Source organism: Legionella sp. W05-934-2, assembly GCF_964199965.1.
In the GTDB taxonomy this organism is placed as follows: domain Bacteria; phylum Pseudomonadota; class Gammaproteobacteria; order Legionellales; family Legionellaceae; genus JAFIFT01.
Genome location: NZ_CAXMZT010000001.1, coordinates 83,832 through 98,941 on the forward strand (window position 1 = coordinate 83,832; position 15,110 = coordinate 98,941).

The following is a 15,110-nucleotide window of genomic DNA, read 5'->3' on the forward strand; positions in this document are numbered from 1 at the left end:
TTATGTTTGTCGATTCTCATTGTCATCTAAATATGCTGGATTTAACATCGTTTAATAATGATTTAGATCAAGTTATTGCACAAGCGCTCGATAACCAGGTAAACCATCTGTTGTGCGTTTCTGTGGAAAAGAGTGATTTTTCTACCTTAGCTGAGATAGCAGATCGTTACCCGCAAGTCAGTTTTTCAACAGGGGTTCATCCCCATTCTGCTCATACTATCAACTACACATCCGACGATCTGCTCAATCAAGCGATTTCACATCCAAAATGTATTGCGCTTGGTGAAACAGGACTTGATTATTTCCGATTGCCGGAAGGGATTGTAACTCAAGCCATCCAATGTCAAATCGAATCCTTTCAAAAACATATCGATGTTTCCAGAAAATCAAATAAGCCATTAATTATTCATACCCGTGATGCAGGTGATGATACGATCGCACAATTAAAAGAGGGTGGTGCGGAAAAAGTTGGGGGTGTTATCCATTGCTTTACGGAAAGCTGGTCATTTGCAAAAAAAGCGCTGGATATTGGCTTTTATATTTCCTTTTCAGGGATTGTGACCTTTAAAAATGCCAAAGATCTCCAAGATATTGCAAAAAAAATTCCACTTGATCGACTATTAATTGAAACAGATTCGCCATATCTTGCCCCAACACCTTTCCGTGGAAAACAAAATCATCCGGCGCTTGTCAAATATGTCGGTCTTTTTATGGCAGAATTAAGAGGTGAGTCAATTGAGTTATTAGCTAGTCAAACAACCCAGAACTTCTTCGATTGTTTTAAAATTGAAAATGTCCCTAACCTTCCGGATAACAACAAGCGTTAGGGTAGATCGCTTCCTGGGCGATACAAACAAAATGCAGCTATCAAACATATTATCGATAAAACCATCAGGGCAATCGGTAATACCATAAAATGCAGGGCGACAAAACTACCGACCAAAGAAGCAATTAGCGATGAGATAGAACTACGGCAAGTGTTGATGATGCCCGTGATAGTGCCTGATAATTGTGGCATGCGATTGAGAGCAAGTGAGATTGCAGGCGGGTTTAGAAGTGAGCATCCGATGTTGATAATCAAAATAAACGATAAGGTTATTATCGATAAACCATTCAAAAAACTTGAGCCTAATAATAGAATTCCGCCTGTAGTCATCACGATACTGCCAAAACGAATGTTCCAAATAATGGAATAAATATTTCTCAATTTAATACCAAGCGAATTACCGACAATTATGGTTAAGCCGTTAAATGCAAAAAAGTAACCGAAATACTCAGGTTTGATACCTAGATCATCAATTAACAGGTAAGAAATATTAACCACGACAACCATGATACAAGAAAATGATGCCGACTGCATTAACATGCTATGTCTTACCAGTGGCAGTTTTAAGACGATGGCATACTTTTTAAAGGTGGATACAAAATTGATTGGATTTTTTTTTGTGCGAAAATTCGGTGATTCATGTATGACCTGGGTTCCTACAATATATAATATCAATGCAAAGAATATCATCAAGATAAAGGTCATTTGCCAATTGCTGTAAACAAAGACAAATCCACCAATGATTGGGCCAAGCATAGGGGATAAGGCTAATAACATGGCAATTTGTGATAATGTACGGGCTCTTTGTTTGCTATCGTGAATGTCGCGCGTGGATGAAAACGCCAGCACGTTGGCGCAACAAGCAAAAAATCCTTGCAGTGCTCGTCCTATGAGTAGCATGTAGATATTTTGTGATACGATGCACAAGATGGTGGAAAATATAAAACAAAACAAACTAATGGGTAGAATTTTACGTCTGCCATAATGATCGATCAATGGTCCCCATAATAGCTGTGCAAACCCATAAAAAAACAAATTTATACTTAAGGTTAGCTGGCCAAGTGATTGATTTGTGTTAAAATAATCCGTCATTGTTGGTAAGGCAGGTTGAAACAGATCAAAGGTCAAAAGCGGGAAGGACGCTAACATTCCGAGATAGATCAGTGGTGTTTTTGTACAATGCTGCATGGATAATCCTTTATCAATGACGAACAAGGGTGTTTCCTTAGCATTGTAAACTCAAGAATCGTATAAATGCCAGAAATGACCTCTAATATTTCTGTGAAATGCAAATGTTAGAAAGACATTCCAATTTATCACTTTTTCCGCTTCGTGATAAAATAAGGAGCATTTCTTAGGTATATACCCGTGTTCATTTGCATACATAAAATATTCCCAATAGCCTTTATGATTGGGGACATAATTATGATAGGATGTCGTTAAACGATATCAATTAACGATAAGTAATTAATTTGTGATAATTTGGGTGTGTTGAGACGATATGGCTTATTTCGCTGGCTTAATGTCTGGTACAAGTATGGATGGTATGGATGCTGTCATTATTGATGAGCATAATCGACTTATTAACGGACATACGTTCAATTACAAAGAGAAAACATACCAGTTACTGAGCCGAGTTGTTCAAAATAGACATGCTGACTTAGCAGATATTGGAACATTGCATCGTACAATAGCTATCGAATTTGCTGAGTCTTATAATCAACTTTTATCCATGAGCCAAATTCAAGCAAGCGATGTGGCTGCAATTGGGTTTCATGGACAAACTATCTCTCATCGGACCTTAGAAAAGCCTTTTTATACCTATCAATTAGGGTGTGCGAGCACGCTTGCTGCTGAAACATCAACCACAGTAGTCGCTGATTTTCGAAGCATGGACATTGCATTAGGTGGGCAGGGTGCGCCACTTGCGCCGCTATATCACGATTATTGTTTTGGAAGATTGCAAGATAGGGTGGCGATTGTCAATATCGGTGGTATTGCAAACCTGTCTATGTTCATTGATGAGCAATTGGTGGCAGGCTATGACATTGGTCCAGGCAATTGTTTGATGAACAGTTGGATCAAAGCTATTCAAAATGTTGAATTTGATAAGGATGGTGCATGGGCTGCCTGCGGTCATGTTAACCAAGGGTTATTAAAAAAACTTTTAAAAGATCATTATTTTCATTTATCGGGACCCAAAAGCGTTGATAGAGAATATTTTTCATTGGCTTGGTTAAAAAATCAATTGAAACCAGGCATACCATCTGAAGATGTGCAAGCAACATTGTTGGAGTTAACAGCAATGACCATTGCAAATCAAGTTCAGTTGTTCTCGCCGGTAAACCAATTGATATTGTGTGGTGGAGGGGTACATAATACCCAATTAAATCAACGTATTAGCTATTTATTACCTAACACAACGGTTAGTCCATCTTCTCAATTTGGTATCAATGAAAACTATTTAGAGGCGATGATGATGGCCTGGTTAGCGAAAGAGCGTCTAAATCAGCGTGCTTTTAATCTAGCGTCCATCACAGGTAATCCCTACCCAACCATGTTAGGGCATGTTTTTATCCATCCTGATAAAAGCGTCCAGTAAGTTAGGATGGTTTTGGTTAGTTATGTTGTTTAACTGATTTATTTGTAGGGGTTTGTTGACATCATGCTTTCAACCAAGGTATTAATAGCATTGGATCGAAAGGTATACATGTCAAGTTGGTAAAATGACCTGATACGTCATCAATAATAAATGGTTTGGCTTTTTATTACATATTCATATAATGAAGTGTGATAATGCGCCAGACTTATAGCATGCAATTACCTTTAGTTTAAAGGTTGGTTTCGTTAATCGCATAATTGATTTAAATGTATAATGAGCATTAACGCCAATTAATAACATCTTGGAGATGCGGGTATGTTGAATTTATGGCCATTGCTTTTGCCTGCAGCAGCATGGTCTGGCTGGGTTATTGGGATGAAGCGCGATAAATCTCGTCAACAAACAGTTTCCAATCGTTTATCCAAAGAATATGTTGTCGGTTTGAACTATTTATTAAATGAACAACCCGACGAAGCCGTTGATGTATTTATCCGTCTGTTAGAAGTTGACAGTGACACAGTCGAGACACATCTTGCCCTTGGTTCACTGTTTCGCCGCAGGGGAGAAGTTGATAGAGCCATCCGAATTCACCAAAACCTTATCGCACGCCCCCAATTGAGCTTAGAAGACAAAAAAGATGCTTTACTTGCGTTAGGTCAGGATTACATGAGTGCAGGGTTGTTTGATCGTGCTGAGCGAATTTTTCTTGAAGTGGTGGAGTTAGGTGGTAAAACGGAATATCGAAGCTTACTTGAATTGCTTGAGATATACCAGCAGGAAAAATCCTGGTATAAGGCACTTGAAATCGTCAAAAAACTATCCTATCGAAGTGGCGAGTCATTTAACCAACAAATGGCTCATTATTATTGTGAAATTGCCAGTGATCAAATTAAAGCTAATCAACTTGAATCTGCCAGCCAGGCCCTTAAACAAGCGTTAGCTGTTGATAAATTATCAGTCAGAGCAAGTTTATTACAAGCCGATATTAATCGTCGACAAGGGCAATACAAATTAGCCATACGTGCTTTGCGGAGAGTGGCTTGCCAAGATGCAAATTTTGTCAGTGAGACTGTCGAAACCTTGGTTGTGTGTTATCAAGCGATTAATGCGATGCCTGAATGTATCAATTATCTCAAACAACGGTTAGCCGAACAGCCTCGAGCATCCATGCTATTTGTTATTGCGGATTATATTGCTGAGCATGAAAGCAAGGATGCTGCTATTGATTTTGTTGCTTCTCAGTTACAACAATACCCTTCAATCAGAGGGATAAATCGACTCATTCATTGGCATCTTGATAATGCTCAAGGCAAAGTAAAAGAAAAGCTGCGAATGTTGTATGACATTACCAGTAAATTTCTCGAAAACAAGCCTATTTATCGTTGCAGTCATTGTGGTTTTGGTGGCAAACACTTGCATTGGTTATGTCCAAGTTGCAAGCAGTGGGGAAGCACTCGACCCGTTCAAGGGTTAGAGGGTGATTAGGGATAAGCTATTTATGAAAATAGAGAAACTGTGAAAAAGATAATTTTATTAATCGGGTTTTCGTTCATGTTAAATGGCTGTGTTCAACAACCACCGGATAACGTCAACAACGTATGCTCAATATTTCAGCAATACCCCGAGTGGTATGGGGATGCTCAACGCGTTCAAAGTCATTGGCAGATACCAATTCCTGTGCAAATGGCGATAATCCATCAAGAATCACGTTTTAATGGACGTGCAAAACCACCTAGAACCAAACTATTATGGGTTATTCCATGGAAGCGTCCATCCACCGCGTCCGGGTATACACAAGCGTTAAACATGACTTGGCAACAGTATAAAAATGAACGCGGTGGCGCGTTTGCATCTCGCGATGAATTTGGGAAAGCGGTTGATTTTATTGGTTGGTATGCTCATCGCGCGAGAAAACGAGCGGGCATATCGGCAGCAAATGCTTATGCATTGTATCTTGCCTATCATGAGGGAATAGGTGGGTATATGAGAAAAACCTATCTACAAAAGGAATGGCTAGTGAATGTAGCGCGAAAAGTCAAGCAGCGTGCTATTATTTATGAAAACCAGTTAGAACGATGTAAAAATTCATTGCCAGGGAAATCGTGGTATCAAATATGGTAGAATATAGCGGTGAAACATACGAGTAGTAACCCTATCGGTTACTTTAAAGCAAACAATATGGTGAACGCATGACAAAAAAAAGCAGGATTTTGTTATTAGGCCCCCCTGGTGCAGGCAAAGGAACACAAGCACAATACCTTATTCATGAGCTTGGTATTCCTCAAATATCCACCGGTGATATGCTACGAGCAGCAGTGCAAGCTAACTCGACTCTCGGAAAACAGGTTAAATCAATCATGGACTCAGGCAAACTTGTTTCCGATGATTTAATAATTGAATTAGTGAAGGATCGTTTAACCCAATCCGACTGCCAAAATGGCTATTTGTTTGACGGGTTCCCGCGAACAATACCCCAAGCTGAAGCAATGAAAGTGGGGAAAATTGGCTTGGATCATGTTATTAACCTAAACGTTCCAGATAGCTTGATCGTTGAAAGAATCACCGGGCGCCGTGTTCATCCTGCGTCGGGTAGAAGCTACCACGTCAGTTCAAACCCTCCTAAGAATGCGGGTGTTGATGATATCACTGGTGAGCCTTTAGTCCAACGAGAGGACGATACAGAAGCTGTTGTTGCAAAGCGATTGAGAGAATATCACGAAAAAACAAAACCATTAATCGCATTCTATCAACAAGCCGCCAAGAAGGGTGAGGTTTGTTTCCATGTGATTGATGGTGCCCAATCTGTTGAAAAAATTGCAAATGCCATCTTAGCTGCTATCGAAAAGACAAAGGTGATGCCATGTTAGTCGCTCATTTAAACGCTGAAAATCTGTCTAATTTTATAGACACGCACTCAATTGCCATCCTGGATTTCTGGGCAGAATGGTGTGCCCCTTGTCTTGCTTTTGCAAAAACGTTTGATAAAGTGGCACAGCAATATAGTGAAATAGGATTTGGAAAAGTTAATATTCAAACTCATCCGGAGTTATCTGAACTGTTTCAGATACGTTCGATTCCCCACTTGATCATTTTTAAAGAAGGCATTGCAATCTATTCGGATTCAGGGAGCTTGCCAGAATCAAACTTTATTGACTTAATTGAGCAAGCCATCTCTGCTGATGTGAGTAAAATTAAGAGCGAGAAGGGGGAATAGGTCTATTTGCCCCTTTAAAAGACGGACATATGATTAGATTTTTGCTATAATAACCCATTAAAATATTTATTACTCAATAACCGTGTTAATTTCCCCACTATCGATAGCCCCCATGATTGATTGGTCTAACACATACTTTCGCCAATTAATGCGAATTTTGTGTTCTGACGTGTTGTTATACACTGAAATGCAGACAACAGGGGCCATTGAGTATCAACCGGGTAAAAGTCTACAATATCATGACAGTGAGCATCCAATAGCCATACAACTCGGAGGGGCTGATAGTAAAGCGCTAGCAAAGTGTGCTATTAAAGCCGAACAGCTTGGTTATGATGAGATCAATCTCAATGTCGGTTGCCCAAGTGATAGAGTGTTATCTGGCCAATTTGGGGCCTGTTTGATGGCTAAACCCAGTATTGTTGCTGAAGCGATTAAGGCAATCAAAAAATCTGTTTCAATTCCAGTTACCGTAAAGACAAGAATAGGCATTGATCAGAATGATAGCTACGAATTTTTAAATGATTTCATTGTTGAGCAAATTGAAGCGGGGGTTGATAAAGTCATCGTCCATGCGCGAAAAGCATGGTTAAATGGATTAAGTCCTAAAGAAAACCGGACCATTCCACTCATCAACTATGATTACGTTTATCGCCTAAAACAGGACTATCCCCATCTACCAATTGTCATTAACGGAGATATAAAGACCATCGAGGCAATTTATCAACATTTACAACAGGTCGATGGTGTGATGTTGGGCCGTGTAGCTTGTGATAATCCTTATCTAATCCACCAATTCGGTCGACAGCTATTTTCACACCAGAAGCCTTTATCCCGGGTGGAAGCATTTATAAGGTATCTTCCTATCATCGAAGAAGGGATACGACAGGGCGTGCCATTATCGATTACTTTTAAGCCGATTATGAACCTATGTCATGGTATGCCGGGAGCTAAGTTATGGAAAAAACAGTTGACTCATCGGATTCAAACGAAAACAATGACAGGATTAGGTGAATTAGAACAGACAATCCTGCAATTAGAACAGCAAGATCATGGAAAAATGATTCAATATTTAGTACATTAATGCGTGTTAGTATCAACATTCTCAGAGGAAACTATAGGCTATGTTAAATACGATAATTAAAAAAATGTTTGGCAGCCGCAACGAGCGGACATTGCGACGTTTGGAAAAGAAGGTTGCTGCCATTAATGCCTATGAGAACGAATTTGAGAAACTAACGGATCAGCAGTTAGGCGCAAAAACAGACGAGTTCAAAAAGCGTTATAGCCAAGGTGAGCCATTAGAGAGCTTGTTAGAAGAGGCATTCGCTGTTGTCCGTGAAGCGTCAAAACGAACGTTGGGGCTCCGACATTTTGATGTTCAGTTGATTGGCGGCATGGTTTTGCATGAAGGCAATATTGCTGAAATGCGCACGGGGGAAGGAAAAACATTGGTAGGAACCTTACCGGCCTATTTAAATGCAATTAGCGGCCTTGGGGTGCATGTTGTAACCGTAAATGATTATTTGGCAAAGCGAGATAGCCAATGGATGAAGCCAATTTATGATTTGCTGCACTTAAGTGTTGGTGTTATTTATCCCGATATGCCACAGGAAGAAAAAAAAGCGGCTTACCAATGCGATATTGTCTATGGAACTAACAATGAGTTTGGTTTTGATTATCTCCGCGACAATATGGCTTTCGATGAAGAAGGCAAAGTACAAGGTCAGTTAAATTTTGCCATTGTTGATGAAGTTGACTCGATCTTGATTGATGAAGCGAGAACGCCATTAATTATTTCAGGGGCTTCTGAAGGCAGTTCTAAATTATACAAACAAATCAACCAAATCATCCCAAAACTGACTGAGCAAGTTGAGGGAGAGGGTGGTGAGGTTGCGAAAGAAGGCGATTTCACATTAGATCGCAAACAGAAACAAGCATATCTAACAGAATCTGGGCATGCGCATGTTGAAGAATTGCTTCAAGAAGGCGGCTTAATTGAAGCGGGAGACAGTCTCTATCATGCCGCAAATATTCAATTAATGCATCACATCAATGCAGGGTTAAGAGCAAACCACTTATTCATGAAGGATGTGGACTATATTGTCAGCAACGGTGAAGTGGTCATCGTTGATGAGCATACGGGACGCACTATGCCTGGTAGACGCTGGTCTGATGGATTGCATCAAGCGGTGGAGGCTAAAGAAAAAGTTGAAATTCAAAAAGAGAACCAAACATTAGCATCCATTACATTTCAAAACTTTTTCCGTTTATATAATACGCTTTCAGGCATGACAGGAACAGCGGATACAGAAGCTTATGAGTTCCAACAAATCTATCGCTTGGAAGTGGTTGTTATCCCAACTAATAGGCCAATGATCCGAAAAGATGAATCCGATTTAGTGTATTTAACACAGCAAGATAAATACGAAGCTATCATTGAAGATGTTCGTGATTGCGTCAAACGAAACCAGCCAGTTCTTGTTGGAACAGCGTCTATTGAAGCATCTGAATTATTGAGTCGTGTATTAACAAAAGAAAAGATTGCTCACCAGGTATTAAATGCTAAATTTCATGAAAAAGAGGCGCAGATTATTGCCGAAGCAGGGCGGCCTGGTGCTGTTACCATTGCCACCAATATGGCTGGTCGCGGAACGGACATTGTCTTAGGTGGTAATCTGGCTGCTGAGTTAGCAAAACTGCCGGAAGATGCTAAAGAGTCTGAACAAGAGGCAATTAGAAAGCAATGGCAAGTGAATCATGATAAAGTCATTGACGCTGGCGGGTTACGTATCATTGGATCCGAACGCCACGAGTCTCGGCGAATTGACAATCAGCTACGTGGTCGCGCTGGCCGGCAAGGTGATCCGGGTAGCAGTCGTTTTTACTTGTCGTTAGAAGACACCTTAATGCGAATTTTTACCTCAGAGCGTGTTGCTAATATGATGCGAAAATTGGGCATGAAACCTGGGGAGCCTATTACTCACCCGTTGGTGACACGAGCAATTGAAAATGCCCAGCGTAAATTGGAAGGATATAACTTTGATGTCCGGAAGCAGTTATTGGAATATGACAATGTAGCCAATGAACAACGCAAAGTGATTTATACGCAACGATCTTCGATTATGGCGCTCGATGATACACAGGAAGTGGTTGAATTAATGCGCAATGAAGTGGTAATCAATTTAGTTGATGCGCATTTGCCGCCTGAGTCGATGGAAGATCAATGGGATGTCGAAGGCCTTACCCAGATATTAATGGATCATTTCAATATCCATGTTGACATCGCTAAATTGACCGAAGAAAATCATCAAATCCAACCAGAAGATATTAAACAACACATTTTAACGAAATTCATCGAATCTTATCAGAAAAAAGAAGCGCTTGCTGGGCGTGAAATGATGACCCGACTTGAAAAATCAGTGTTATTACAAACCATTGATTATCAATGGCGCGAACATTTGGCGGTCATGGATCATCTTCGTCAAGGGATACATCTACGTGGTTATGCACAAAAGGATCCTAAACAAGAGTATAAGCGGGAGGCATTCACGTTATTCTCTGACATGTTAGATACCATCAAATATGATACGATACGTTTTCTTACATCCGTTGAGCTTGAAAGTCAGTCTGATGTTTCAGAGGTTGAATCCATGCGAGAAGCTGAACGGGTTGACAATATGCAGTTTATTCACAATCAATCAACGTCACTACAGGATGAGACGCAACCTACCTTAGCAGAGCAAACTTATCGTAGAGCTGAGCGAAAAGTCGGACGCAATGAATCCTGTCCCTGTGGTTCAGGGAAAAAGTATAAAAACTGCCATGGATCGTTAGTATAATGAAGATACATGTGGTTGTCGGAGTGATTGTTCAGTCGGGTAAAATATTAATATGTCAGCGACCTAAACACCGCGATCATGGCAACCAATGGGAATTTCCGGGGGGAAAAATTAAAGCGAATGAAAATCTCCTTGAGGCACTACATCGTGAATTAGAAGAAGAAATTGGCATTATCGTCTCAAAGGCATTCCATTTTTACTCAACTGAACACCATTATCCTGATAAATATGTTCGTCTGGAATGTTTCCTGGTGACCCAATTTCAGGGCATCCCCGAATGCAAAGAAGGTCAACCGAAAATCAGATGGTCTGAAATTGAACACCTGCCACAATATGATTTTCCAGAAGCAAATTATAAAATCATCGATCAATTGTTGCGACTAGTTTCCCCCATGCCTGACGATCCTATTGATGAAATAGTGATCTTCTAGAGGCCTATTACTAGCTTGTCCTTTTTTTATAAAGAATCGGGATCCCTTCCTGTACCTCTTCCCTTAAAATAATCATTTAGATGCATGATTGTGTCTGTTTGAGCTGTTAAGCCGATATCTGTTAGGCGTCTTAAAACATCTTCTGTCTTGGTTGCCCATTCGTGTTCGATGAGATAAGCAATTTCTCGTTCATAGAGATCATCACCAAAATGCTGCCCTAAATCACCTATTTGTTCACAATTGGATAATAATCTGTCGATAAGATTACCATACGTTGTGATATAGCGATTAAATAAGGTTGCACTTATCCAATGGTATTGCCTTTGTTTCGTTTGATAAAAGGATTGCCATTGATGGCTTGGAATGTTACCACCGGGAAGTGATACTTCATCAGTAATACATGAGCCCATATGTGGAAAATATTCTCTAATTTTTTCTAAGGCTTGATTGGATAATTGACGATAGGTCGTAATTTTCCCACCGTAAATTGATAAGACTGTCGCAGGGCTTTTAGTAAGATGGAGCTGATAGTCTCGACTCATTTTTTGGGCTTGCTCATGTTGATCGCCAATTAATGGTCGAATGCCACTCCAAGTACAAATAACATCGCTTTCATGGATGGGGCGTTTGAAATACTGTTGAGCAAGATCTAATAAATAATGGATCTCTTCAGGCTCAATATGGGGCGGTTTGGTGATATCATCAACAGGAACATCGGTTGTCCCTATCATGGAATATTGAAAATAGGGTGTTATAAAAATTATTCGTTTATCAGTACCTTGCAGCAGATAGGCATGGTTCCCCTCATATAACTGTTTAACGACGAGGTGAGATCCTTTAATCCAATTAATTGGAAGGGGGTCTGTGATGCCTAGCTGTTTATTAACGAGATTGACCCAAGGGCCAGTCGCGTTAATAATCACTTTTGCGCAGGTTTGGATTAGGGTGTTTTGATGCGAAATCGATGCTTGCCATTGCGATTGTTTGATGGGGCTAGCAGATACAAAGCGGTGATAGGGAAGTATATGGGCGCCATAATTTTTTGCTTGCTGGGCATTGGCGATGGTTAATCGAGCATCATTCGTTTGAGCATCATAATAGGTGAACCCCGATCTATAACTGTCAGCTAATGGCGAGAAATAATTTATTGACAATGGATTGTTTCGATGGTGAATTTGACTGTTGGGAAGTGTATTTTTTCTGCTTAAATGATCATATAGAAATAGACCTAGACGTATGAGCCATTTTGGACGCATCTGTTGATGGTAAGGGATAAAAAATGGCAGTGGCTTGACAAGATGTGGTGCAACCTTCATCAAGACAGAACGTTCATCCAATGCTTTTTTCACCATGGTAAAATCGAACTGTTCTAAATATCTTAATCCACCATGAATTAATTTACTGCTGTTTGATGACGTTTGTGATGCTAAATCACCAGCCTCGACTAAACAAACACTTAATCCGCGCATAGCTGCATCGGCTGCAATTCCGCATCCATTGATACCGCCGCCAATTATTAACACATCGTAGTCAGTCTTCATTGTACTCATGGATGCAAAATATAATCTGTGTTAACCATTACTTTAATCAATATTGTAATGAATGAAAAGGAGCATAGCGGAGAATGATGTGTGCTGATAGTAAAAAAAATCCCGGGAAATCCCGGGATCCAGGTTTGGGAGATGGTTAATCTCTACCAGATAAAGACCCTAAAATTTGAAGCAGGCTAACAAATATATTATACAGCGATACAAATAATGTCACCGTTGCAGCAATATAGTTTGTTTCACCACCATGAATAATTTCGCTGGTCTGCCAAAGAATTAAGCCAGAAGAAATTAGCATGAACACAGAAGAAATGACAAGTTGAAGTGCTGGAAGACCTAAGAAAAAGTTGGCTATCATCGCTAAAATCGCAACCATTATGCCGACAAATAAGAATCCGGATAAGTAGCTAAAATCCTTTTGAGTTGTTAAGGCATAACCAGAAAGGGCAAAAAAGATAATGCCGGTTCCGCCAAGTGCCGTAGCAACTATCTGGCCACCATTACTGAAGTTAGCAATATAGAGATTTAAAATAGGTCCAATTGTTAAGCCTAAAAAGCCAGTAAATGCAAACACACTGACAATTCCCATGGCACTTCGTTGTGTTGCATGAGTTAAGAACATTAAGCCATAGACTCCGACAATCATTAGCAGGGGATTCATAGGGGGCATGTTGGAAGCCATGGCAACAAATGCCATCAATGCACTAAAGCAAAACGTAGCACCTAGCAACAAATAGGTGTTTTTCAAAACCTTATTGGTTGCTAACACCGAAGGTTGTTGCCTAACTACGGCGTTAAAATCATTTCTATTCATACCATCTCCTGATTGTTATATAGATATTGTAGCATATGATAGCAAATATCTCAGTTTTCAAGTGTAATAATTAAATTAATTTATCGCAAATTTTACATTAATCCTAGTCTCTTTTAAAATAAAGTAGTTGAGGTATCGTTCTAGGCATTTTTTTGCATTTCGATAATTGCCTGTATGCCTTGTTTTGCAAGTGCAAGCATGTCATTGAGTTCATCCAAGCTAAAATCATTTTCCTCAGCAGTACCTTGTATCTCGATGAATCGGTCCTTTTCGGTCATGACAACGTTCATGTCTGTTTCAGCAAGCACATCTTCTGCATAATCGAGATCCAAAACAGGTTGTCCGCGATAAATACCCACCGAAACCGCTGCTATGTAGTTAAACTCAGGCATGGTTCGAAGCTTTTCCTGTTTAACCATTGTCGAAAGTGCATCTCTAAGAGCAACGCAAGCACCTGTAATGGAAGCTGTCCGTGTGCCGCCGTCTGCTTGTATCACATCACAATCAAGGGTTATGGTTGTTTCGCCTAAGCGTTTCAAATCAATGCATGCTCTTAGAGAGCGACCAATGAGTCTTTGAATTTCAAGCGTTCGGCCTCCTTGTTTGCCTTTACTCGCTTCACGTTCAAGTCTGCTATGGGTTGAGCGCGGTAGCATGCCATATTCAGCAGTGATCCATCCCTGACCTTTGCCTTTCAAAAAGCGTGGCACACCTTCACTGACAGTCGCTGTGCATATCACACGGGTATGGCCGAATTCAACTAACACTGAGCCTTCAGCATGCTTTGTATAATTTTTTGTGAGTTTTATTTCTCTCAACTGATTGGCTTCACGTTTACTGGGGCGTGACATGATACGAGTCTCCAAAAAATTGACCATTATACCGTTGGAGCGTGTCAAAAGCCAATGCGCATCAATGGTAAATATCCAACCTGGGGAGCATATGTTTTATTAATTTTATTTATCGTTTATGGATGAACACATCGAGGCGAGTGACATATCAAGGCAATAGCTCTATAATAATGGCAATATTCAGTATGTTGTCTCATCATAGACTATATAATACCCTTGGTGAGGATGAGATAAATACCTTTTTTCAACATTTTCCAGGACATTCAATGCTTGATATTGTTGCGAGTCTGCTGGCATTAATTATCTTAGAGATTATTTTAGGAATTGATAATCTCGTGTTTTTATCAATCATGGCAGATAGGTTACCCGATAAACAAAAAGCGCTTGCGCGTCGGGTTGGGTTAGGACTTGCCTGGATAACACGTTTGTTACTCTTGGCCTTCGCCTTTTTGCTTGTCAAATTAACGTTTCCATTATTTAGTATTGGTGATTTTTCCCCCTCCATTCGCGATTTGTTTCTCATGTTTGGCGGCGCTTTTTTAATGGTAAAAGCAACCCAAGAGATCCATGCTGAAATGGCGGAAGATGAGGATGAAATCGAAGGATTAGATAAAAAAATTCAACCTTCGAATCAATTTCTAAACGTTGTTATTCAGATAGCCTTATTAGATATTATTTTTTCGCTAGACAGTGTTTTGACAGCCATCGGCTTAACCCATTTATTTTGGGTGATGGCTTTATCTATCACTATTGCGATTATCGTTATGATCTTTGCCTCCGATGTGGTGAGCCACTTTATCGAAAAACATCCAACTATAAAAATGTTAGCTTTGAGTTTTTTAATATTGATTGGCATGGTGTTAATAGCAGATGGTTTTTCTTTTCATGTTCCAAGAGGTTATGTCTATTTCGCCATGGCGTTTTCGTTAGGAGTTGAGTCCCTCAACTTAATTCGACACAGGCGTAAAAATCGAGGTAAACGGTAA

The 15,110-nt window shown here is 40.0% G+C and carries 14 protein-coding genes; 10 read left to right on the forward strand and 4 right to left on the reverse strand.

Annotated features, from left to right (window positions below):
* Positions 1 to 2 precede the first annotated feature (2 nt).
* Positions 3 to 827 (forward strand): TatD family hydrolase, encoded by an 825-nt coding sequence (locus AB3348_RS00395; protein ID WP_367605564.1) that lies wholly within the window; start codon positions 3 to 5, stop codon positions 825 to 827.
* On the opposite strand, the gene AB3348_RS00400 is transcribed toward AB3348_RS00395, so the two are convergent.
* Positions 824 to 2,014 carry a Bcr/CflA family efflux MFS transporter gene (locus AB3348_RS00400; RefSeq protein ID WP_367605565.1) on the reverse strand — a complete coding sequence of 397 codons (1,191 nt, stop codon included), beginning with the start codon at positions 2,012 to 2,014 and terminating at the stop codon, positions 824 to 826. The genes AB3348_RS00395 and AB3348_RS00400 overlap by 4 nt on opposite strands.
* A gap of 313 nt (positions 2,015 to 2,327) precedes the next feature.
* Here AB3348_RS00400 and AB3348_RS00405 point away from each other — a divergent pair, with 313 nt between their 5' ends.
* The 8 genes from AB3348_RS00405 to mutT all read left to right on the forward strand — a co-directional run bounded on the left by AB3348_RS00405 (position 2,328) and on the right by mutT (position 10,912).
* A complete protein-coding gene (locus tag AB3348_RS00405) occupies positions 2,328 to 3,428 on the forward strand; it encodes an anhydro-N-acetylmuramic acid kinase (protein WP_367605566.1) in 1,101 nt (366 codons plus the stop codon).
* A gap of 315 nt (positions 3,429 to 3,743) precedes the next feature.
* Entirely contained in the window at positions 3,744 to 4,913 is a 1,170-nt protein-coding gene (lapB, locus tag AB3348_RS00410; protein ID WP_367605567.1) for a lipopolysaccharide assembly protein LapB, read from the forward strand.
* Positions 4,914 to 4,979: 66 nt separating this feature from the next.
* A complete protein-coding gene (locus AB3348_RS00415; RefSeq protein ID WP_367605861.1) occupies positions 4,980 to 5,549 on the forward strand; it encodes a hypothetical protein in 570 nt (189 codons plus the stop codon).
* A gap of 68 nt (positions 5,550 to 5,617) precedes the next feature.
* The gene (gene adk / locus AB3348_RS00420; protein WP_367605568.1) at positions 5,618 to 6,295 is read left to right on the forward strand and encodes an adenylate kinase; all 678 of its coding nucleotides are present in this window, start codon (positions 5,618 to 5,620) and stop codon (positions 6,293 to 6,295) included.
* Positions 6,289 to 6,642 (forward strand): thioredoxin family protein, encoded by a 354-nt coding sequence (locus tag AB3348_RS00425; RefSeq protein WP_367605569.1) that lies wholly within the window; start codon positions 6,289 to 6,291, stop codon positions 6,640 to 6,642. Before adk ends, AB3348_RS00425 begins: the two co-directional genes overlap by 7 nt.
* A 76-nt stretch (positions 6,643 to 6,718) precedes the next feature.
* Entirely contained in the window at positions 6,719 to 7,723 is a 1,005-nt protein-coding gene (gene dusA / locus AB3348_RS00430; protein WP_367605862.1) for a tRNA dihydrouridine(20/20a) synthase DusA, read from the forward strand.
* A 40-nt stretch (positions 7,724 to 7,763) separates the two neighbouring features.
* Complete coding sequence (gene secA, locus AB3348_RS00435; protein ID WP_367605570.1) at positions 7,764 to 10,481, forward strand: preprotein translocase subunit SecA; 2,718 nt, start codon at positions 7,764 to 7,766, stop codon at positions 10,479 to 10,481.
* Positions 10,481 to 10,912 (forward strand): 8-oxo-dGTP diphosphatase MutT, encoded by a 432-nt coding sequence (gene mutT / locus AB3348_RS00440; RefSeq protein ID WP_367605571.1) that lies wholly within the window; start codon positions 10,481 to 10,483, stop codon positions 10,910 to 10,912. The genes secA and mutT overlap by 1 nt, the downstream gene beginning before the upstream one ends.
* A 26-nt stretch (positions 10,913 to 10,938) precedes the next feature.
* Here mutT and glpD read toward each other — a convergent pair whose 3' ends face one another.
* From glpD to rph, 3 genes are all read right to left on the reverse strand, one after another.
* Positions 10,939 to 12,453 carry a glycerol-3-phosphate dehydrogenase gene (gene glpD, locus AB3348_RS00445; protein ID WP_367605572.1) on the reverse strand — a complete coding sequence of 505 codons (1,515 nt, stop codon included), beginning with the start codon at positions 12,451 to 12,453 and terminating at the stop codon, positions 10,939 to 10,941.
* Between the two features lie 145 nt (positions 12,454 to 12,598).
* Complete coding sequence (locus AB3348_RS00450; RefSeq protein ID WP_367605573.1) at positions 12,599 to 13,273, reverse strand: Bax inhibitor-1/YccA family protein; 675 nt, start codon at positions 13,271 to 13,273, stop codon at positions 12,599 to 12,601.
* Positions 13,274 to 13,413: 140 nt separating this feature from the next.
* Positions 13,414 to 14,124 carry a ribonuclease PH gene (gene rph / locus AB3348_RS00455; protein WP_367605574.1) on the reverse strand — a complete coding sequence of 237 codons (711 nt, stop codon included), beginning with the start codon at positions 14,122 to 14,124 and terminating at the stop codon, positions 13,414 to 13,416.
* Positions 14,125 to 14,390: 266 nt separating this feature from the next.
* On the opposite strand from rph, the gene AB3348_RS00460 reads away from it, so the two are divergent.
* Positions 14,391 to 15,110 (forward strand): TerC family protein, encoded by a 720-nt coding sequence (locus AB3348_RS00460; RefSeq protein WP_367605863.1) that lies wholly within the window; start codon positions 14,391 to 14,393, stop codon positions 15,108 to 15,110.

Bases quoted from the DNA above. Each gene is read 5' to 3' on its own strand.
- AB3348_RS00395 (WP_367605564.1), top strand. From the start codon at position 3: ATGTTTGTCGATTCTCATTGTCATCTAAATATGCTGGATTTAACATCG.
- AB3348_RS00400 (WP_367605565.1), bottom strand. From the start codon at position 2,014: ATGCAGCATTGTACAAAAACACCACTGATCTATCTCGGAATGTTAGCG.
- AB3348_RS00405 (WP_367605566.1), top strand. From the start codon at position 2,328: ATGGCTTATTTCGCTGGCTTAATGTCTGGTACAAGTATGGATGGTATG.
- lapB (WP_367605567.1), top strand. From the start codon at position 3,744: ATGTTGAATTTATGGCCATTGCTTTTGCCTGCAGCAGCATGGTCTGGC.
- AB3348_RS00415 (WP_367605861.1), top strand. From the start codon at position 4,980: ATGTTAAATGGCTGTGTTCAACAACCACCGGATAACGTCAACAACGTA.
- adk (WP_367605568.1), top strand. From the start codon at position 5,618: ATGACAAAAAAAAGCAGGATTTTGTTATTAGGCCCCCCTGGTGCAGGC.
- AB3348_RS00425 (WP_367605569.1), top strand. From the start codon at position 6,289: ATGTTAGTCGCTCATTTAAACGCTGAAAATCTGTCTAATTTTATAGAC.
- secA (WP_367605570.1), top strand. From the start codon at position 7,764: ATGTTAAATACGATAATTAAAAAAATGTTTGGCAGCCGCAACGAGCGG.
- mutT (WP_367605571.1), top strand. From the start codon at position 10,481: ATGAAGATACATGTGGTTGTCGGAGTGATTGTTCAGTCGGGTAAAATA.
- glpD (WP_367605572.1), bottom strand. From the start codon at position 12,453: ATGAAGACTGACTACGATGTGTTAATAATTGGCGGCGGTATCAATGGA.
- AB3348_RS00450 (WP_367605573.1), bottom strand. From the start codon at position 13,273: ATGAATAGAAATGATTTTAACGCCGTAGTTAGGCAACAACCTTCGGTG.
- rph (WP_367605574.1), bottom strand. From the start codon at position 14,124: ATGTCACGCCCCAGTAAACGTGAAGCCAATCAGTTGAGAGAAATAAAA.
- AB3348_RS00460 (WP_367605863.1), top strand. From the start codon at position 14,391: ATGCTTGATATTGTTGCGAGTCTGCTGGCATTAATTATCTTAGAGATT.